The 19,530-nt window shown below is 38.2% G+C and carries 14 protein-coding genes; 7 read left to right on the top strand and 7 right to left on the bottom strand.

The genetic code is table 11. From position 1 onward, the window contains the following. Positions 1-53: 53 nt before the first annotated feature. The gene (gene cysB, locus DBO93_RS13365) at positions 54-1,028 is read left to right on the top strand and encodes an HTH-type transcriptional regulator CysB (RefSeq protein WP_108457850.1); all 975 of its coding nucleotides are present in this window, start codon (positions 54-56) and stop codon (positions 1,026-1,028) included. A gap of 161 nt (positions 1,029-1,189) precedes the next feature. Here cysB and DBO93_RS13360 read toward each other — a convergent pair whose 3' ends face one another. The 3 genes from DBO93_RS13360 to pabB all read right to left on the bottom strand — a co-directional run bounded on the left by DBO93_RS13360 (position 1,190) and on the right by pabB (position 4,909). Next, positions 1,190-2,566: an L-serine ammonia-lyase gene (locus DBO93_RS13360; RefSeq protein ID WP_108456783.1), complete on the bottom strand. Its 1,377-nt coding sequence runs from the start codon at positions 2,564-2,566 to the stop codon at positions 1,190-1,192. A 173-nt stretch (positions 2,567-2,739) separates the two neighbouring features. After that, positions 2,740-3,318: a CoA pyrophosphatase gene (locus DBO93_RS13355; RefSeq protein ID WP_108456782.1), complete on the bottom strand. Its 579-nt coding sequence runs from the start codon at positions 3,316-3,318 to the stop codon at positions 2,740-2,742. Between the two features lie 97 nt (positions 3,319-3,415). Continuing rightward, entirely contained in the window at positions 3,416-4,909 is a 1,494-nt protein-coding gene (gene pabB / locus DBO93_RS13350) for an aminodeoxychorismate synthase component I (protein WP_108457849.1), read from the bottom strand. Between the two features lie 174 nt (positions 4,910-5,083). On the opposite strand from pabB, the gene DBO93_RS13345 reads away from it, so the two are divergent. The 3 genes from DBO93_RS13345 to DBO93_RS13335 all read left to right on the top strand — a co-directional run bounded on the left by DBO93_RS13345 (position 5,084) and on the right by DBO93_RS13335 (position 9,567). Then, positions 5,084-6,610 (top strand): fumarate hydratase, encoded by a 1,527-nt coding sequence (locus DBO93_RS13345; RefSeq protein WP_108456781.1) that lies wholly within the window; start codon positions 5,084-5,086, stop codon positions 6,608-6,610. A gap of 194 nt (positions 6,611-6,804) precedes the next feature. Continuing rightward, positions 6,805-8,253: a DNA recombination protein RmuC gene (locus DBO93_RS13340; protein WP_108456780.1), complete on the top strand. Its 1,449-nt coding sequence runs from the start codon at positions 6,805-6,807 to the stop codon at positions 8,251-8,253. Between the two features lie 123 nt (positions 8,254-8,376). Continuing rightward, positions 8,377-9,567 (top strand): GGDEF domain-containing protein, encoded by a 1,191-nt coding sequence (locus tag DBO93_RS13335; RefSeq protein ID WP_239058992.1) that lies wholly within the window; start codon positions 8,377-8,379, stop codon positions 9,565-9,567. Between the two features lie 264 nt (positions 9,568-9,831). Here DBO93_RS13335 and DBO93_RS13330 read toward each other — a convergent pair whose 3' ends face one another. The 3 genes from DBO93_RS13330 to DBO93_RS13320 form a co-directional block, all read right to left on the bottom strand. Continuing rightward, positions 9,832-11,169 (bottom strand): sodium-dependent transporter, encoded by a 1,338-nt coding sequence (locus tag DBO93_RS13330; protein ID WP_108456778.1) that lies wholly within the window; start codon positions 11,167-11,169, stop codon positions 9,832-9,834. 347 nt (positions 11,170-11,516) lie between these two features. Beyond that, positions 11,517-12,785 carry a glutamate-5-semialdehyde dehydrogenase gene (locus DBO93_RS13325; RefSeq protein ID WP_239058991.1) on the bottom strand — a complete coding sequence of 423 codons (1,269 nt, stop codon included), beginning with the start codon at positions 12,783-12,785 and terminating at the stop codon, positions 11,517-11,519. Positions 12,786-13,029: 244 nt separating this feature from the next. Beyond that, a complete protein-coding gene (locus DBO93_RS13320) occupies positions 13,030-13,809 on the bottom strand; it encodes a pyrroline-5-carboxylate reductase (protein WP_108456777.1) in 780 nt (259 codons plus the stop codon). Positions 13,810-14,198: 389 nt separating this feature from the next. Here DBO93_RS13320 and proB point away from each other — a divergent pair, with 389 nt between their 5' ends. Then, a complete protein-coding gene (gene proB / locus DBO93_RS13315; RefSeq protein WP_108456776.1) occupies positions 14,199-15,374 on the top strand; it encodes a glutamate 5-kinase in 1,176 nt (391 codons plus the stop codon). 200 nt (positions 15,375-15,574) lie between these two features. Here proB and DBO93_RS13310 read toward each other — a convergent pair whose 3' ends face one another. Then, complete coding sequence (locus DBO93_RS13310; RefSeq protein ID WP_108456775.1) at positions 15,575-16,504, bottom strand: LysR family transcriptional regulator; 930 nt, start codon at positions 16,502-16,504, stop codon at positions 15,575-15,577. A gap of 109 nt (positions 16,505-16,613) precedes the next feature. Here DBO93_RS13310 and DBO93_RS13305 point away from each other — a divergent pair, with 109 nt between their 5' ends. Both DBO93_RS13305 and gabT read left to right on the top strand, forming a co-directional pair. Beyond that, positions 16,614-18,086 carry an NAD-dependent succinate-semialdehyde dehydrogenase gene (locus DBO93_RS13305; RefSeq protein ID WP_108456774.1) on the top strand — a complete coding sequence of 491 codons (1,473 nt, stop codon included), beginning with the start codon at positions 16,614-16,616 and terminating at the stop codon, positions 18,084-18,086. Positions 18,087-18,152: 66 nt separating this feature from the next. Beyond that, a complete protein-coding gene (gene gabT, locus DBO93_RS13300; protein WP_108456773.1) occupies positions 18,153-19,436 on the top strand; it encodes a 4-aminobutyrate--2-oxoglutarate transaminase in 1,284 nt (427 codons plus the stop codon). The last annotated feature ends 94 nt before the right edge of the window (positions 19,437-19,530 follow it).

The raw sequence follows: 19,530 nt of genomic DNA, 5'->3' as shown, positions 1-19,530 counted from the left end.
AAATGTGCAATTAAGTATATATTTTTCGTCTAAGAAAACTCTGAATGATAATTATGAAGCTGCAACAACTCCGTTATATCGTCGAAGTACTCAATAATAACTTAAATGTTTCTGCCACGGCGGAAAGTCTTTTTACCTCACAACCAGGTATTAGCAAGCAAGTAAGAATGCTTGAAGACGAACTCGGCATTCAAATTTTTGGTCGAAGTGGTAAACACCTTACCCATGTTACATCTGCGGGTAATGAGGTCATTAACATCGCGACTGAAATTTTATCTAAAGTTGAAGCAATTAAAGCTGTTGCCCGTGAACATACTCAGCCTGATGAAGGTAAGCTTCGTATAGCTACTACACATACGCAAGCACGATATGCTTTGCCTGAAGTTATTCAAGGCTTCATGAAGAAGTATTCAAAAGTTTCATTACACATGTATCAAGGTACACCAGCCCAAATTAGCGATGCCTCAAGTAAGGGCGATGCTGATTTTGCGATAGCGACAGAATCTTTGCATTTGTATAACGATTTAGTGATGTTGCCTTGTTATCGTTGGAATCGCAGTATTATTGTTAAAGCGGATCATCCATTAGCGTCTAAGCAAAATATTACTATTGAAGATATTGCTCAATACTCTTTGGTGACTTATGTTTTCGGTTTTACTGGACGATCTGAGTTAGACATTGCTTTTAACCAAGTCGGGGTTGAACCTAAAATAGCTTTTACTGCGACTGATGCCGATGTTATTAAAACTTATGTTCGATTAGGTGTTGGTGTTGGTGTTATTGCTACTATGGCAATGGATCCTAAATTAGACAATGATTTAGTAACGATAGACGCTAGCCATCTATTTAGTCCGAGTATGACCAAAATTGGCTTTAGACGTGGCACCTTCTTACGTGGTTATATGTTTGACTTTATAGAACGTTTTGCACCGCATTTAAATCGTGATTTAGTCACTAAAGCTATATTGTTGAAGAACAATGCTGAAATTGATGAGATGTTTGCCAATATTAAGTTACCTATGCGTTAATTTTGATGTGTTTATAAAAGTATAGATAACAAAAAACCGTATGATTAATACGGTTTTTTTAGTTTTAATTAACGGTACAACCCAGTTTTATAATATTTTTATGGCTATTATAAAAACTGAAGATTGAACCGAAAGTCTTGGCATATTTTCAGAGTAATAGGTTAACACTCAGTAATATTAACCGCTAAGCCACCACGCGAGGTTTCTTTATATTTCGTTTTCATATCGTTGCCTGTATCCCACATAGTTTTGATAACTTTGTCTAATGATACCTTTTGTTTACCTGTACCCCTAAGCGCTAAACGTGATGCGTTAATAGCCTTTACTGACCCCATTGCATTACGCTCAATACAAGGAACTTGCACTAAACCACCTACAGGGTCACAAGTTAGGCCTAAATTGTGTTCCATTCCTATTTCTGCCGCGTTTTCTACTTGTTCAGGTGTACCGCCCATAATTTCAGTTAACGCCCCAGCGGCCATTGAACATGCTACACCTACTTCTGCTTGGCAGCCGCCTTCAGCGCCTGAAATGGTGGCATTGGTTTTGTATAAAATACCAATTGCTGCAGCGGTTAATAGGTAGCGAATACAGTCTTGTTCATCAACTGGCTTTATGAACTTGTCGTAGTAAGACAAAACCGCAGGAAGGATCCCCGCCGCGCCATTTGTAGGTGCTGTAACTACTCGGCTACCGGCAGCGTTTTCTTCGTTTACCGCTAAGGCAAATAAATTAACCCAATCCATGGCTGAAAGTGGATCTGTATTTTTTTCAACGCACAGTGCTCTATGTAAAGCAGGTGCTCTGCGGACGACTTTTAATCCACCAGGTAATATACCTTCGGTTACTATACCTCGAGAGATACTAGCCTTCATGGCATCCCAAATTTCTATTAGTCCTGAACGTATACTTGCCTCATCTTTTAAGCACTTTTCGTTTTCCATCATGATAGTGCTAATACTCAAGCCCTTTTCATTAGCTAGTTGTAACAGTTCGTCAGCACTTGAGAAACGATGTGGTCGATCAATATTGGCATGGGTTGATAAAGCTTTATCTTTTTCTTTCTCAAAATCACAGTCTTTAACAATAAAACCACCGCCAATGGAATAATAGGTTTCTTCGAAAATAACAATGTCATTGCTATAAGCAAAAAATGTCATGGCGTTAGCGTGTGCTGGTAAGGTTTTTCTTCGATGATAAATAATGGCATTTGCTTTAGGGAACGAGATCAAATGCTCCATATTCAAGTTTATTTTTTCGCTTGCTACAACATCAGCTAATATAGACTCAATAGAGTCTACTGGAATTGTTTCAGGGCTTTGTCCTGTTAACCCTAAAATCACGGCTTTACCTGTACCGTGACCAATACCTGTTTGGCCTAGTGAGCCAAACAACTCACATTTTACCCGATCTGTTTTATCTAACTTATTGTCTGCTATAAGATTTTCAACAAATAACTTTGCTGCTTTCATTGGACCAACGGTATGAGAACTGGACGGGCCAATTCCGATTGAAAACATATCAAATACACTAATCATAAGAAAACCTGAATAAATACTGTTAAATACAGTGATAAGTAAAATTTTGTTCGGTTATTGTAGCTGAAAGCTTTCAGCATTCAAAACAAAATGTATATTAGTTGTAGTGTATTATAGCTAAGATTTTTTATTAAACTGTAAAAGAAACGACACGAATGAAAACAATACTAATGTTAATTGTTATTATCTAGTAGCGTACTCAAATCATGCAGCATAGCAGCCGTAGCACCCCAAATATTATATTGATTATAGGGCATAAAGTGTACTTTGTGATGTTCGCCATGATGATAAACAGGCAGCTGAATATGGTGTTGGCGTTGCAAGAAGTGGGATAAAGGTACGTGAAATACTTCAGATACTTCATTTTCGTCAATTTGATAGCGCTTGTGATTAGATACCATAGCGACAATGGGGGTTATTTCATAACCAGAAATGGTTTGGTAAGGCTTAAGTTGGCCGATAACTTCAATACATGAAGCATGTAGACCTATTTCTTCTTGTGTTTCTCGCAATGCAGTGGCTGTAAAGTTTGCATCAAATTTTTCAACTTTTCCGCCCGGAAAACTAATTTGTCCCGGGTGGTGAGTTAAGTGGCTTGCCCGTTTAGTTAACACAACTTCTAGCTGGTTATTATTACTTAAAATGGGGATCAAGACCGCGGCACTTTTTAATTGTTGCGGATAGCGAAATTTATGTACTGATATAGGTAAAACCTGCATTTGAAAGCGTTGAATAAATTCTTCTTTAGTCATACAAATTTAATCACTTTAGTCATGCTGCGTTATACATGCTGCGTTATAAAAGGTATTGGTACGGGAGGTTTTCGTGCAAAACAACCGAGTCACCAATTCAAGAAAGGTTGAGTTTACTTAATACCGGTAAAATTTTATTCACTTTATCGTAAGTTTCTTGATACTCGCTGTCAACGTTTGAATCGATCACTACACCGCCACCGGCCCAGCAGTGTATTTGTTGTTTGTGACAAACCAAGGTACGAATGGTAATACTCGTATCCATATTACCGCAAGCAGACAAGTATCCAATAGAGCCACAATAAACGCTGCGTTGGTGGGGTTCTAATTCTTCAATGATATCCATTGATCTAATTTTGGGTGCACCTGTAATAGAGCCACCTGGAAACGCAGCACGAAGTAAATCACTGCTATCGTGTATCGGATTTATTTCTCCTTCTACTGTACTCACTAAATGATGTACTGCAGGGAAGCTTTCAATAGCAAATAACGCTGGTACTTTTACTGTGCCAGGCACACAAACTCGGCTTATGTCGTTACGCAATAAATCAACAATCATCAGGTTTTCTGCTTTGTCCTTACTTGCTTGCTTCAGTTCATCAGCATTAGCTTGATCTAACGTGGCATTATCGCTGCGAGGACGTGTACCTTTAATCGGTTTACTTTGTACTTTTTTATCAATTAATTGCAAGAAACGCTCAGGTGAAATACTTAAAATTGCATTATTATCAAAGCGTAAAAATGCGGAAAAGGGCGCTTTGTTTTCGTGTCGAAGGGCGCAATATGCTTGAAACTCATTGCCGGTGTATTGGGCTGTGAAACGCTGTGCTAAATTGATTTGATAACAATCACCAGAAAGTAAATAGTTTTGAACTTGCTGAAATTTATCGTGATACTGCTCTTGACTCATATTTGATTGCCAAGGCGTTGTAAGCTTGAAATTACTTTGCTTTAAATTTTTATTTACTAAAGAGGCAGCGTTGTCCTGGGTACTTTGTTGGTGTGTTTGTTTTATTGCTAAGTTAAAAAACTGGGTGATTTCGGCTCTTTGATTATCGAGACATAACAACCAAACTTGCTGTAATTTTCGGTCAAAAATTAAGGCTTGATGATAAATACCAACTGCCATTTCAGGTATATCAATATCTTTATTATTTTGTTGTTGTATTACTTCGAAACGTTTGCCTAGATCGTATGAGAAATAACCAACAGCCCCGCCTTTAAATGGCAGTTCTTGGGGTGTTAAAATTATATTTTCAAAACTGACTTGTTGTTCACGCTTTAATAGTAATAGTGGGTCTTCTTCACTGTGATATTGGCTATTGTCTTGAATGTTTTTGACGGTGGTGATTTTGCCATTGGTGGTCAATGTTATCGTAGGTTGCCAAACTAAAATGTCATAACGGCTATCAATGTGCTGACTTTCACACGAATCTAACCACATTGCCCAAGGTTGTTCGGCAATTGCAGAAAACAGAGATTGGCTACAAAACGCTAATTCATGGGTAAATAATTTAGCTGTTAATGAACTTGATAGTTGTTTTACTGAATTAGTTGGCAAAGTATTCTCACACAATTTATGTTTAGTCATTATACCTAATGCCATTACCATTGGCTTAATGACCATGTTTAAATCACTTCAGGGTTATATGATGTAATTTATTAGACTATTTGATACTGGTAGCTATTTAACAAGCAAGGTATGATATCGGCAAATTTATAACTTTCAACTCTTCTCTCGCCCAATTAACAAAAAGAGACCGTTATGGCTATTATTAAACAACAAGATTTAATCGAAAGTGTTGCAGATGCATTGCAATATATTTCTTATTACCATCCGTTAGACTTTATTCAAGCGCTTGAAAAGGCTTATCATAAAGAAGAAAGTCAGGCAGCTAAAGATGCCATTGCGCAAATTTTAATTAACTCTCGTATGTCAGCTCATGGTAAACGACCTATATGTCAAGATACCGGCATTGTTACCTGCTTTGTAAAAGTAGGGATGGCTGTACAGTGGGATAACACCGACATGACAGTGCAACAAATGGTCGATGAAGGTACTCGTCGAGCTTATCTTAATCCTGATAATCCACTACGTGCATCAATTGTTTCTGACCCTGCTGGCAAACGAATTAACACTAAAGATAATACTCCTGCCGTTGTTCATATTGAAATGGTACCAGGTGACCAAATCGATGTAATGATAGCGGCTAAAGGCGGCGGTAGCGAAAATAAAGCTAAAATGGCGATGTTAAACCCAAGTGACTCTATTGCAGACTGGGTTGTTAAAACCTTACCTACAATGGGCGCGGGTTGGTGTCCACCGGGTATGTTAGGTATAGGTATTGGTGGTACGGCCGAAAAAGCAGGTGTTTTAGCTAAAGAAAGCTTGATGGAACCGGTAAATATTCAAGAGCTTATCGACCGTGGTCCTGAAAATGCAGAAGAAGAATTGCGTTTAGAAATTTATGACCGCGTAAATAAACTAGGTATCGGTGCTCAAGGTCTTGGCGGTTTAACAACCGTTGTTGATATTAAAATTATGTCAGTGCCAACGCATGCGGCATCAAAACCTGTTGTTATGATCCCAAACTGTGCGGCAACTCGCCATGTACATTTTCACCTTGATGGCTCAGGTCCTGCAGACTTAAAACCACCTAAATTAGAAGACTGGCCTGAAATTACTTGGGAAGTAGGCGAAAATGTTCGTCGTGTTAATGTTGATGAACTATCAAAAGCTGATATTGGTGAATGGAAAACCGGTGAAACAGTATTGCTTAGCGGTACAATTTTAACTGGCCGTGACGCTGCTCATAAACGTATTCAAGAAATGTTAGCAGCTGGCGAAAAGTTACCAGTTGATTTTACTGATAAATTTATTTATTACGTTGGCCCAGTTGATGCCATCGGTGATGAAGCTGTAGGGCCAGCAGGTCCTACAACGGCAACACGTATGGATAAATTCACAGAAATGATGCTTTCTGAAACTGGCTTACTTGGCACCATAGGTAAAGCTGAACGTGGCCCAGAAACTGTCGAGTGTATTAAAAACCACAAATCGGTTTATTTAATGGCCGTTGGCGGAGCTGCTTATTTGGTTTCTAAAGCGATAAAGAAAGCAAGAGTTGTCGCTTTTGAAGACATGGGAATGGAAGCCATTTATGAATTTGTTGTTGAAGATATGCCGGTAACGGTTGCTGTTGATAGCTTAGGTGAGTCAGCACATGTAACAGGCCCAGCAATTTGGCAAGCAAAAATTGAAGAGCTTGATAGCAAGTTAAAAGCTAAGTAACTTTTAATTTAGCTATTTAGTATAGATAAAACGCTCATTATGGGCGTTTTTTTATATCGCTTATTTATAACAATAACTGAAATAAAGTTAGCTAAACTATTTCAGTGCCTACACGGCGTAAAGTAAATAACTATTAACCTTATCAATAAAGTATGCTTTAATAACTGTTCATACTTACAGTGTTTGGCAATGTAATGAATTCAATAGTTAATTCTCCCTGGTTAGCCTTAGAAAACTTCCCTACCTTAATTTTAGTTGCGCTAGTGTTACTGTTAAGCGTAGTCATTATTGTGTTGTTTTTGTTTAAAAAAATAAAAACTAACCACAATTCATTTGAAGCTCAGCAGCAACTTTTGCAACAACTGATAGAAAAAGTAAACTTAAGCTACGAAGTTAATGCCAGTAATCAACAGCAATTGCAGCAACAATTAAACTTTAATCATCAGCAATTAGCTACTCAGCAAAGTGAACTAAAAACCTACTTTGAGCAGCAAATTTCGGATTTTAAATTAAAGTTATTACGTCAACATGGTGAGCAAGGCGAAAAACAAGCACAACAATTGTACAGCCATAATGAACAGCTTAAAAAAACGTTATATGAACATCATGTTACGTTTAGCAATAATCAACGTAATGCCACAGAGCAGCTCACGACGCAACTAACCGCCACATCTAAGCTAGGTCGAGAAGAAATGGCTAAATCGCTGCATTTGTCTAGTGAACAAATGGCGAAACGAATTGATGATTTAACCGTATCAACAGATAATCGATTAAAAGATATTAGTGGTCAGGTAGAGAAGCGCTTAGCGGATGGCTTTGAAAAGACCACCAAAACATTTAACGATATTCTCCAACGTTTAGCTTTAATTGATGATGCACAGAAAAAAATCACCGAGCTTTCTTCCAATGTGGTGAGTTTACAGGAAGTGTTGTCAGACAAACGTTCGCGTGGCGCCTTTGGTGAAGTACAACTAAATGCTTTAATTCGAAATGTGTTACCTGAACAACATTTTGCGCTACAGCACACCTTATCAAATGGTAAAATTGCTGATTGTATTTTATTTCTACCTAAGCCTACAGGTAATGTTGTTGTAGACTCTAAATTCCCACTCGAAAGTTATAAAAAAATGGCTGACAATACCTTAGGTGAATTTGAGCGTAAAGCTGCAGAACGACAATTTAAGCTAGATATTAAAAAACATATCAATGATATTAGTGATAAATACTTAATTGAAAAAGAAACTGCCGATGGTGCGGTAATGTTTATTCCTGCGGAAGCTATTTTCGCAGAGATACATGCCCACCACAGCGATCTCGTTGACTATGCTAACAAAAAGCGCGTTTGGTTAGCTTCGCCAACCACTTTAATGGCTATTTTAACCACGGCGCGTTCGGTATTAAAAGATGAAGCCACCCGTAAACAAATTCATGTGATTCAAGCGCATTTGTCTCATCTTTCTGCTGATTTTTCACGTTTTAAAGACCGTTTTGCTAATTTAGCAAAACACATAGATCAGGCCGCAAGTGACGTAAAACAAATTCATACTTCGGCAGATAAAATTAGTAGTCGTTTTGAAAAAATAGAGCAGGTAGAATTAAAACAAGAAGAAAAAGAACAGAGTGTTGGAATATCCGCCGATTAAAAGCCTAAGATCGAAATGGCCTTTATAGCGATTAACCAAAACTCATTTTTTATTATAAATTTTGTTGCTGGTTTTGCAGCATAAAAAAGTCAGCTTTGTCGACTTTGTATTTTGGAGTTTCGCTTGATTCAGTTTTTCAGCGGTTTTAGAAGCAGCATTATTAGTTTCATTGTCTTTTTTGTTATTTTCATGTTTGTCAGTGAATTTCAACGTTATTGGTTTGTGAAAATAAACCTTATTGAACAAGTGCTTTATGGCGTGTTTGCCATTAGTATTTTACTCGCTAGCTATTTTAATCGCAGCCGACTCGCGTTAGCCGCTATCACACTTTTACTCTTTTATATTACGCTTGAGCAATCGCTACCTTGGCAGTCATGGGTGTTTTCTCATGGACAATGGTTAGTGCTTTCTGGCGCAGGCGTGCTGTCGATGTTAAGTGTTGTTAAAGACCGAGGGTTGTTGTCAATTCATGGTTTCTATCGTTGTATTCTTATTATATGTGTTGGCCTTATTAGTTTCGTTTGGTTAGATACCGCGGATATATTAATTATAAAATTAACCCATATCGAGCACTTTAAACCTTGGTTAAAGTATCTCACGGTAGAGTTACCTTTAATGCTGTTCTCTTTCTTATTACTCTGGCGCTTTATAAAAGAAAAAAGCTTAGTAACGACAGCATTGTTAACCAGCTTTTGTATTTGGCTTGGGCAATATTATCAGTTAGTGACATTACCTTGGAGTGTGTTATTAACCTTAATGTTAATGCATTACCTTTTTGCCATAGTGGTTGACTCATATTTCTTAGCTTATCGAGATGAATTAACCACTTTGCCGTCGCGCCGAGCACTTAATCAATTGTCTTTGTCGTTAGGGCGAAAGTACACGCTTGCCATGCTAGACATAGATCACTTTAAAAAGTTTAACGATACCTACGGTCATGATATTGGCGATCAAGTGTTGAAGTTGGTGGCGAGTAAGTTGGCTCAAGTAAAAGGCTCTGGGAAGGTTTTTCGCTATGGTGGTGAAGAATTTACTATTGTTTTTCCGGGTAAGAATATTGAACAATCTCTCCCTGCTTTAGAGGCTGTTAGGCAAGCGGTGGAAGATTATAAAATAGTTATTCGTCAAGAACAGCGTAAAACTAAAGAGGCACGATCTCATAAGAAAAGCAGCCAAGTTAAAACCGTTAGTGTCACTATATCGATAGGACTTGCCGCAAGAGCATCAAAGTTAACTTTTGAGCAAACGTTGAAGTTAGCAGATCAAGCACTCTATCGAGCGAAAAAATCTGGTCGTAATAATGTGAGTGAATAAATTTTTAAATAACTAAAACCGTTAAGGTTTCATTTGTGAAGTAGCATTGATTGTTACTCCTTCTGATAACTCAATATGCTGCAATGTAGCCAAAATATTTTTTATATAGAGTAGTATTCGTCATAAAAAAGCCCAGGATAATATCATTATCGTGGGCTTATTCGTTATCATGCAAACATGCAGGCGTTTAAGTGGTTAACTAGAAAATAATTTATGGAGCTTAATTGTTTTTAATAAGCTTTAACTGAGTTAATTAATCGGTTGCTAGTTTAAAATTGCCACATTAATAAAAACAATAGTTAGCAAGAGAGGGCAAACAAAACGTAAATAATTTCCCCATATTGGTAACCATTTTCTACCTTCTTGCAAAGATACATCTCGTAGTTTATTGCCACGCTTCCATAACCAACCGACAACAATAAAGTAAAATAGACAGCTAAGTGGTTGTAAAATAGTCGTGAGCAAGCGAATAACCAAGCCAAAAAGACTATCGAAAAATGCAATTAATGTCATGCTCGCGGCTAATACAATAGCAGATACTAACCAAGTCGCTTTGTGGCGTGTAAACTTTTTATCTTCAACAAGATAAGCGACAGGCACTTCCGTTGAGGAGATGGTTGAGGTAAGTGCAGCAATTGATAATAACGAGAAAAAACTAATCGACACTAGCATGCCAATATTGCCCATTGAATTGAAAAGCTCGGGTAATATATTGAATATTAGCTGACCTTCGCCAATTAACTTATCGCCTTGAAATACTTGTTGTCCAGCAGCTTCTGCAACATAAAGAGCCGGAATAATTAATAATCCGGCCATAAATGCAATAAAAGTATCGAGCGCGGTGATTGAAATGGCGAGTTTGCCAATATCACGATCTTTTTTCATGTAAGAGCCGTAAATCATCATGCCCCCTACACCGATAGAAAGCGAGAAGAAGGCTTGTCCCATTGCCGATATAATTAATTTGGGGTTTGTTACTTGAGTAAAGTCAGGAATTAAATAGGTTCTTAAGCCTTTTTCTGCACCGGGTTGTTGCAATATATAAATGATTAACGACACCAACATTATTAATAAAACAGGCATTAATCGTGCTGACCATTTCTCGATGCCGGCGTTAACGCCTTGATGAATAATGGCAGCACCAAGTAAAATAAATATTGGTGTAAACATTAAATTGCGCAGGGTACTTGAGGTAGCTAACCATTGTGACGTTTCATGATAACCCAGTAATTCTGCCATAGGTGATATTGCATGCGAGAGCATCCAACCAGCAACAATAGTGTAGAAGCTAAGCATCATGATTGCACCGCACAAACCAATCAAACCAGCATATTTACCAAGATTAGGAACGGTATTTTTACAGGCATCTTCCAATGCAGAAACAGGATTTTTTTGTGCTTGGTTACCAATATATACTTCAGCATATAATGCAGGAAATGCTAACAATATGGTGACAATAAGGTAAACAAACAAAAATGCACCACCGCCATTATTTGCTGCTTGGGTTGGAAAACCCCAAATGTTACCTAATCCAATTGCTGAGCCTGCCGCGGCTAGAACGAAACCTATTCGCGAATGAAATGAATCTCTAATATTACTCATAAATGATAATTATTATTGTGGTTAATGCTTTGGTTTGAGCTTACCTAGTTCACACTCGTTAGCAAAGGGTTTTTAACGATTAGTTGTCTTTGATCTTATATATTATGTAAATCATTTAGGAATTGATGGGTTTTTCAGGGAAAAGTGGAATTAGAAATGAATACGGGTTAATCATTAACTTGGTTGAAGTAATGATTAACCCGTATATTTTATGATTTGTTTTAAATATTACACTGAGCATTTAAACTGGTTAAGTGTTGATTAAAATTAACGGAAAACGCAGTGAGTTATCACCAACGTCCGTTTCCGTTTTATATCTTTATTTCAATCATAATATCAGTAATAGGTTAAGGGCGAATTTGTCCTTGGCCTGCTACACGATATTTAAATATTGTTAATTGCTCTAAACCTACTGGGCCACGTGCATGTATTTTACCTGTAGCTATACCTATTTCAGCGCCCATGCCAAACTCTCCACCATCGGCAAACTGGGTTGATGCATTATGCATGACTACCGCTGAATCAACAGCGCGCATAAATACTTCGGCTGTATCTGCGTTTTCAGTAATAATGGCATCGGTATGTTTTGAAGAATGATCGTCAATAAAATTAAGCGCTTCTTCTAAGCCTGATACCACTTTTACCGATAAAATAGCATCTAGATATTCAGTGTCCCAGTCAGCGTCATTAGCTGCGATAATTCGTTCATCACATGCTTGTGCCGTTTTATCACCTCTAATTTCACAATCTTTTAAGGTGTTAACAAGTTGGGGTAAAAACTCAGCAGCTATTGCTTGGTCTACAACCAGACTTTCAGTCGCACCACAGACACCTGTTCTGCGTAGTTTAGCATTATTAACGACACTCAATGCTTTGGTTAAATCAGCATCTTTATCGATATATATGTGGTTGTTGCCATCTAAATGTAACAGTGTTGGTACTTGAGCTTCATTTCGAACGAGCTCAACGAGTCCGCGACCACCGCGAGGAATAACTAAATCTACATATTCTGCACAGCGCAATAATGCAGCAACGGCAGAGCGATCATCGGTATCAACCAGTTGTATACATGTTGCTGGTAAATTAGCAGCTCGCAGGCCTGTCGCCATACAATCTACAATTATACGGGTAGAGTTAAGGCTTTCAGAGCCACCGCGTAAAATAACACTATTACCTGACTTCAAACATAAAGCACCTGCGTCGGCGCCAACATTAGGACGTGATTCGTAAATCATGCCAATAACACCAATCGGGGTTGATACACGGGTAATTTTAAGGCCATTAGGGCGGTCAAATTCGGCTAAAGAGCGGCCAACTGGATCTGGTAATTTTGCGATATCTTCTAAAGCAACAGCCATTGCTTCAATTCTTTCAGGTGTGAGCTTTAATCGATCAACAAAAGACTCGGCTTTACCTGCTTGCAATACACTTAAAACATCTAGTGCATTCGCTTCTAATAATGCTGGCGTATTTTGGCGAAGGGCATCTGCTGCAACGGTTAACGCTTGGTTTTTTTGTTCAGTGGTTGCACTTGCAAGCACTTTTGCCGCTAACTTTGCTTGCTTACCAAGGTTTATGACCATCGTTTCAATATCGGTATTTTTGCTGTTTGACATAAATGATTTTCCTGTTTCTTTTTTCGATTATTTGTAAACTGTTTGGTCAAATTCAATCTGTTTGAATTAGATTAACTTTTGTTGTTTGATGAATAATATTTATACTAAATAAATATTAAAAACAATAGTAAAAGTCCAGTCTACATAAATTAACAGTATGGCTTATTGGCATACTATTTAGAATATTATAATAATGGTTGGTTTTTTAAACACGTGACCATACAAACGTGATATTTATCAATCGCTAACGTAAGGCAACAGCGCGTTCGTATGCCGCTACAACTGTCGATTCCATTAGTGTATTTAACGTAGAGTCTTTCATGAGTGCTTGTAAACCTGCTTCGGTTGTACCATTTTTACTGATTACCGAGTCTCGCAAACTTGTTACATTTTTATCACTGCTCATTGCTAGTTCAATGGAACCACCTAAAGTGTTAAGGACTAATGCTTTTGCTGCTTGAGGTGAAAAGCCTAAGTTCATTGCAGACTCTATCCAACAACGTGCTAGCTCGAAAGCATAACCAGGCCCGCTTCCTGCAACGGCTGTTACTCGGTCTAATTCGTCTTCGCTATTAGTTAAATGCGTATATCCAATCGCATCAGCTAAAAGTTTTGCTGTTTCTATCTGGATGTTACTGCAGCTTGAATTGGCATAAAGTGCGCTGACGCCGCGGCCAATTTGTGCCGGTAAATTTGGCATCATGCGAATTATAGCGTGTTCACCAATCAGTTGTTCTATAGAGGCAACTGAGTAACCAGCGGCAATAGAAATAACACAAGCATTATTTGAAAAATAGGGTCGGTAAGCCGGCAGTACTTGTGCGATAAGTTGCGGTTTAATTGCAATAACAATGATATCGAAACGTTGCCCAGCAAGCTCTTCAATGGTTTGTGTAACTTTAACACCACTAGGTGCTTTGACTAATGAAGGATTAATGATAGTGATTTTGTGATCTGTAGAGGTTGCCCAGCGAGTCAGTAATGAACCGCCCATTTTTCCACAACCAATCATAAGTAAAGACATAAATCTCCTATTGTTTATAGTGTACTTTTTATACCGTGCAAATCATTTGCAGCGGCTAAAGGTAAACTTTATTGAAACCTTAAAAATCCAAATTTTAAAGCGATGGTTTTAAGTTCAATTGAAAAAAAAGGGTAATTAGTATATGATCTCTTCACTCATTTGTCGATTGCTGTCAATTAATAACATTTATTTTTCAAGACTTCTGCAAGTTTTTTGCTTGTTTTTGTTCTGAATTTTAGCGGTTAAATTGAACTTATTGTAAATAACTTAGTTATTATTCGACATGAGATTTAGAGAAAATTTCCAGAAAATAATTGTAGCTCCTTCAACATAGTATTGTTATCGCTAGCGCAGTTATTTATTTTAATTAATCAAAGTACGGAGTCATTTTGCCCACATTAGAGCAACCAAAATCAGAAAAAACACCTCGAAACAAACCTCGCATAGTCATTAAAGTCGGCTCGAGCCTTTTAGCAAATGTTAAAAATTTAACCCCGAGCTTTGCTTTTATGCATGGCTTACTAAGCGATATATCTACGCTACGAGACCAAGGCTACGAAGTAGTACTCACGTCTTCTGGCTCGGTAGCCCTAGGTCTTAACACGATCGGCTGCGCAATTGAAAACGCTAGTGTTCAAGACAAACAAGCCGCTGCTGCTTGTGGACAACCTATTTTAATGCATGCTTACAAGCAAATAGCATTGGAGTATGGTTTTGATATTGCTCAAGTTCTGGTTACCCTCGATGATCTGGAAAACAGACGTCGATTCCTCAATATTAAAAATACGGTTCATCGTTTAATCAAACAAGGCGTTATGCCAATTGTTAATGAAAACGATACCGTTACCACCGAAGAAATTCGTGTTGGCGACAACGATAGACTTGCCGCTAAAGTCGCGCAGATGATCGGTGCAGAGCATTTATTTATTCTAACGTGTATCGATGGCGTTTATGACCGCGACCCTTCAGAAGAAGGTGCTATTTTCGTTGAGTCTATCGAAGATGTTAGTAGTTATATGGAAGCTGCAAGTGGTACAAGTTCTTTAGGAACAGGTGGTATGCTAACAAAACTGCAAGCGGCCAACATGGCTCAGAATGCAGGTTGTACTACCATTATTTCTAGAGGAACCATGGAAAGACCTGTAACAGGCGTGTTAAACGGTGAGCGTAAACATACTAAATGTATTGCTCATTCATCGCCATCTTCTGCCTGGAACATTTGGTTGACTGACCGTCTTCAAATGGCGGGTAGTTTAGTTATTAAGCAGGAAGTAGCAGACGCATTATTTGGTGGTGATGAAGGGTTTTCATGTCACGATGTTGTCTCTATTCATGGCAACTTTGAACGCGCTGATGTATTGCACATTTATGATGAAAAAGGCGAAGAAGTCGCTCGTGGATTGTGTAACTTTTCGTCGGATGAAACAGCCATTATTTCTAGCCGTCCAGATGAAACTGTTAAAAGCATACTCGGTTATACCGCATCGCAACGTTTGATCAATAGTGAAAATTTAGTTGTTTTAGGTGATCATCACCTTTCTTGGGATGAACCTGTTCAAAGTTAATAACTAATCACGTTGACGTAAGCTAAATCAATTAGGGCCTCTATTAAATAAGGATTGTTATATTTCCTTATTCAACAGCGGCCCTAATTTTTTGTTCAAATAAAAATTTACACCCTTAATTGAATAGGTTTTTTAAGGTATTCAATTAATATTGAATGAAGAATTGATATAATCGACTTTGGGTAATGCCAATCTCAGTTTTAGCTTGCCAAATTAAACGCTGTATTAAAGGCAGAGCGCAATAATTCCACTTTGGTCGGTTCTCTCGGTGTTTTCTTATTTACTAGTGATAAATTAAATTGATATGTCCGTGTACTTGGTTGAATAATGCGCATATCACCAGCATTTAATTCTTGTTGAATATATCTTTGTGGCATAAAGCCAATATATTTTCCTGATAGGATCATCGCTTTTCGGGTATCAAATTGATAAGCCCTCGCTGATAAATTCAGCTGTTGTAATTGTTCCCTTCCGTCAATATCTATATCAATTCCAGGGTGAATAGCCGCAGTAGTCGCTAAATCATGATGACTTATTTGCGTATCAACTTTATTAAAAAACGGATGCTTTTTCCCACAACACAAGAAAATAGGCTCGCTAGATAAAGGTATATAATCTAATCCTTCTATTTGTTGATACCCCGGAAATATAGCAATATGGGCTTTATCTCGGAGTAATAGTTTTTCAATATTCGAAATTGAATCACCGTCTAATACAATATGCAGGTTAGGGGAGCTGTTCGATACTGATTCAATTACTTGTGCGAGTTTTCTTTGTCTATTTTTATCCAATAAATCGGCACATAAAATAACCAACTCACCACTCAGTTCTTTACCTAAAGTGCCCACTAACAATGAAAAGTCGTTGAGTGAATCTAATAGCGAGATCACGGCTCGATAAACTAGCTGACCATCTTCAGTGAGTGAAAATCCGCCTCTACCGCGTAAACAAAGTTTTAGTTTCATTCGCGTTTCTAAATTCGACATATGAACACTAATAGTAGAACGAGTTATACCTAATGCTTTTTCTGCCGCTGAAAATCCCCCATGTTCAACTACAGAAGTAAATATACGCAGTAATCGTAAATCATATTCAGTTACTGGCTTTGGAATGATTGAACTTATCGACATGTGCCACCATAATGTTTGGTAAGGTTAAAACTAAACGTTTAATGTTTTGTATTTAACAAGGGTTTGAATTGTTATTCAATAGATAAAATAGATTTAATTGGAGCTTAATATGCAAAATCATCCAGAACTTGGTTTAAAAGATAGTCAGTTAGTTAAAAACTTTTCTTACATTAATGGCAGTTGGCATAGCAGTGAAACTCAAATCACTGTTACTAATCCCGTCGACGGTAGTGAAGTTGCGACAATAAGTAATGCTGGTGTTATTGAAACCGAATTAGCCGTTAATGCCGCTAAAGGTGCATTAAAATCATGGTCATCAAAATCGGCTAATGAACGTGCTAGTTTAATGCGTAACTGGTTTAACTTGATGATGCAACATCAAGATGATTTAGGTCGCATATTAACCCTAGAACAAGGCAAACCACTTGCTGAAGCTAAAGGTGAAATTGCTTACGGTGCTGCATTTATTGAATGGTTTGCTGAAGAAGGTAAGCGCGTATATGGCGATACTATTCCTGGACCATCAAGTGACAAGCGAGTTTTGGTAATTAAACAACCTGTCGGTGTTGTAGCTTCTATTACTCCATGGAACTTTCCAAATGCCATGATCGCAAGAAAAGCAGCTGCGGCATTAGCTGCAGGTTGTACATTTGTGGTACGCCCGGCAACACAAACACCACTTTCAGCACTGGCAATGGCCGAACTCGCTGAGCGTGCGGGCATTCCTGCTGGCGTATTTAATGTTGTTGTTGGTGACGATGCCAGTGGCATGGGCAAAGTATTAACACAACATCCAGATGTAGCTAAGTTTACCTTTACTGGCTCTACACCAGTAGGTAAAACTTTACTTAAGCAATGTGCTACCACAGTAAAAAAAGTATCAATGGAATTGGGTGGAAATGCACCTTTTATTGTTTTTGCTGACGCTGACATTGATGCTGCTGTGCAAGGCGCATTAGCTTCAAAATATCGCAATGCAGGTCAAACATGTGTATGTACTAATCGCATTTTTGTTCAAAGTTCAGTACTTGCAGAATTCACTGAGAAATTCACTGCTGAGGTTAAAGCTTTAGCGTTAGGTAATGGCTTGAATGAGGGGGTCAATATTGGCCCAATGATATCTAATAAAGCCGTGAATGATGTAACAAAACTCGTTAATGACTCCATTGCTGCAGGCGCAAAAGTTGTTATTGGTGGCAAGCAAGACCCTGCCGGTGAAAACTTTTACCAGCCTACTATTTTAAGCAATGTAACTAATGATATGCCGATTGCACAAAATGAAATTTTTGGCCCTGTTTCTCCTATTATCTCGTTTGAAACAGAGGACGAAGTTATTGCTATGGCCAATGACACTGAATTTGGCTTAGCGGCCTATTTTTATTCTCGTGATATTGGCACAATTTGGCGTGTAGGTGAAAGCTTAGAGTACGGCATGATTGGTATCAACGAAGGCATTATCTCTAATGCTGCAGCGCCATTTGGTGGCATGAAACAGTCGGGTAGTGGTCGTGAAGGCTCTAAATATGGCTTAGATGACTATTTAGAAATTAAATATTTATGTATGGGCGGTTTAGATAAATAACCGTCTTTAACTATATTGAGCTATGCATTTAGCACACTATCAAAATAACAGAGTTAGGTAAGTACAATGACAAATGAAAAATTACAAGCGAGAAAAACCCAAGTTATTGCTCGCGGTCAAGGCAATGTTTATCCAGTCTATGTAGACCATGCAAAAAATGCAGAAATATGGGACGTTGAAGGTAAGCGTTATATTGACTTTGGCGCAGGTATTGCTGTTTCTAACACGGGTCATAGCCACCCCAAAATTATTGAAGCCGTTAAAGCACAAGTTGATAAGTTTAGTCACACTTGTGTGATGGTAAATCCATATGAAGTTGCCGTAGAGTTAGCTGAAAAATTAACTGCTATAGCACCTGGCCCATCAGCGAAAAAAGCAATTTTTGTCTCTACTGGTGCTGAAGCCGTTGAGAACTGTGTAAAAATCGCTCGTGCTCATACTGGGCGTCGTGGTGTTATTGCTTTTAATGGTGGTTTCCATGGTCGTACTAATTTAACTATGGCGTTAACAGGTAAAATTTCTCCTTATAAACACTTATTTGGTCCATTCCCAGGTGATATTTTTCATGCACCTTTTCCTATGGATTGCCATGATGTGTCGGTGAAAAGCTCTCTTAAAGCACTTGAAAACTTATTCAAAGTCGATATTGCACCAAGTGATGTAGCGGCTATTATTATTGAGCCAGTACAAGGTGAGGGTGGCTTTTATGCTGCACCTACTGAGTTTTTAGTCGCTTTACGTAAAATTTGTGACGAGCACGGTATTGTACTCATTGCTGATGAAATACAAACAGGCTTTGGTCGTACGGGTAAAATGTTCAATATTGAATATTCAGGTGTTGAACCTGATCTTATCACCATGGCGAAAGGTATTGCCGGTGGTTTTCCTATTGCCGCCGTTGTTGGCAAAAGTGAAATCATGGATGCACCTTTACCTGGTGGCCTTGGTGGTACTTACGGCGGATCTCCAGTGGCATGTGCAGCGGCATTAGCCGTTTTAGAGATTATTGAAGAAGAAAATCTTGTTCAACGTTCAAATGAAATTGGTGCATTGTTTAATGCAAACCTTACTCAGTTACAAGGCCAATATCCTGAGCTAATATTAGATGTTCGAAACAAAGGCTCTATGATAGCCATCGAGTTAGTTCAAAACGGTGATGCCGAGCAACCTAATACGGCATTAACACAAGCCATTATTGCGAATGCTGCAAACTATGGCTTGGTATTATTAGCTTGTGGTTTTTATGGCAATGTTATTCGTTTTTTACCCGCGTTAACGATTAGCGATGAAATCGTTGAAGAAGGCCTAGCAAGCTTTGTTCGCCTATTTGAAGACCTTGCTAGTAAGTAACTTGCCAGTGTAATTTCAAGTTTGATAAATAGCGCATGAAATCTTAATTCCCCCCATTATTAAGGTTTTATGTGCTTATTTATTAAGTCATTAT

This window comes from Colwellia sp. Arc7-D, from assembly GCF_003061515.1.
Classification (GTDB): domain Bacteria; phylum Pseudomonadota; class Gammaproteobacteria; order Enterobacterales; family Alteromonadaceae; genus Cognaticolwellia.
Note: the sequence above shows the minus strand (reverse complement) of the source record. Positions and strands in the feature narration are given on the sequence as shown.

Coding starts and splice junctions, on each gene's coding strand:
- pabB (WP_108457849.1), bottom strand. CDS start 4,909: ATGACTAAACATAAATTGTGTGAGAATACTTTGCCAACTAATTCAGTA.
- DBO93_RS13345 (WP_108456781.1), top strand. CDS start 5,084: ATGGCTATTATTAAACAACAAGATTTAATCGAAAGTGTTGCAGATGCA.
- DBO93_RS13320 (WP_108456777.1), bottom strand. CDS start 13,809: ATGTCTTTACTTATGATTGGTTGTGGAAAAATGGGCGGTTCATTACTG.
- cysB (WP_108457850.1), top strand. CDS start 54: ATGAAGCTGCAACAACTCCGTTATATCGTCGAAGTACTCAATAATAAC.
- DBO93_RS13310 (WP_108456775.1), bottom strand. CDS start 16,504: ATGTCGATAAGTTCAATCATTCCAAAGCCAGTAACTGAATATGATTTA.
- DBO93_RS13340 (WP_108456780.1), top strand. CDS start 6,805: ATGAATTCAATAGTTAATTCTCCCTGGTTAGCCTTAGAAAACTTCCCT.
- DBO93_RS13330 (WP_108456778.1), bottom strand. CDS start 11,169: ATGAGTAATATTAGAGATTCATTTCATTCGCGAATAGGTTTCGTTCTA.
- DBO93_RS13325 (WP_239058991.1), bottom strand. CDS start 12,785: ATGTCAAACAGCAAAAATACCGATATTGAAACGATGGTCATAAACCTT.
- gabT (WP_108456773.1), top strand. CDS start 18,153: ATGACAAATGAAAAATTACAAGCGAGAAAAACCCAAGTTATTGCTCGC.
- DBO93_RS13360 (WP_108456783.1), bottom strand. CDS start 2,566: ATGATTAGTGTATTTGATATGTTTTCAATCGGAATTGGCCCGTCCAGT.
- DBO93_RS13355 (WP_108456782.1), bottom strand. CDS start 3,318: ATGACTAAAGAAGAATTTATTCAACGCTTTCAAATGCAGGTTTTACCT.
- DBO93_RS13305 (WP_108456774.1), top strand. CDS start 16,614: ATGCAAAATCATCCAGAACTTGGTTTAAAAGATAGTCAGTTAGTTAAA.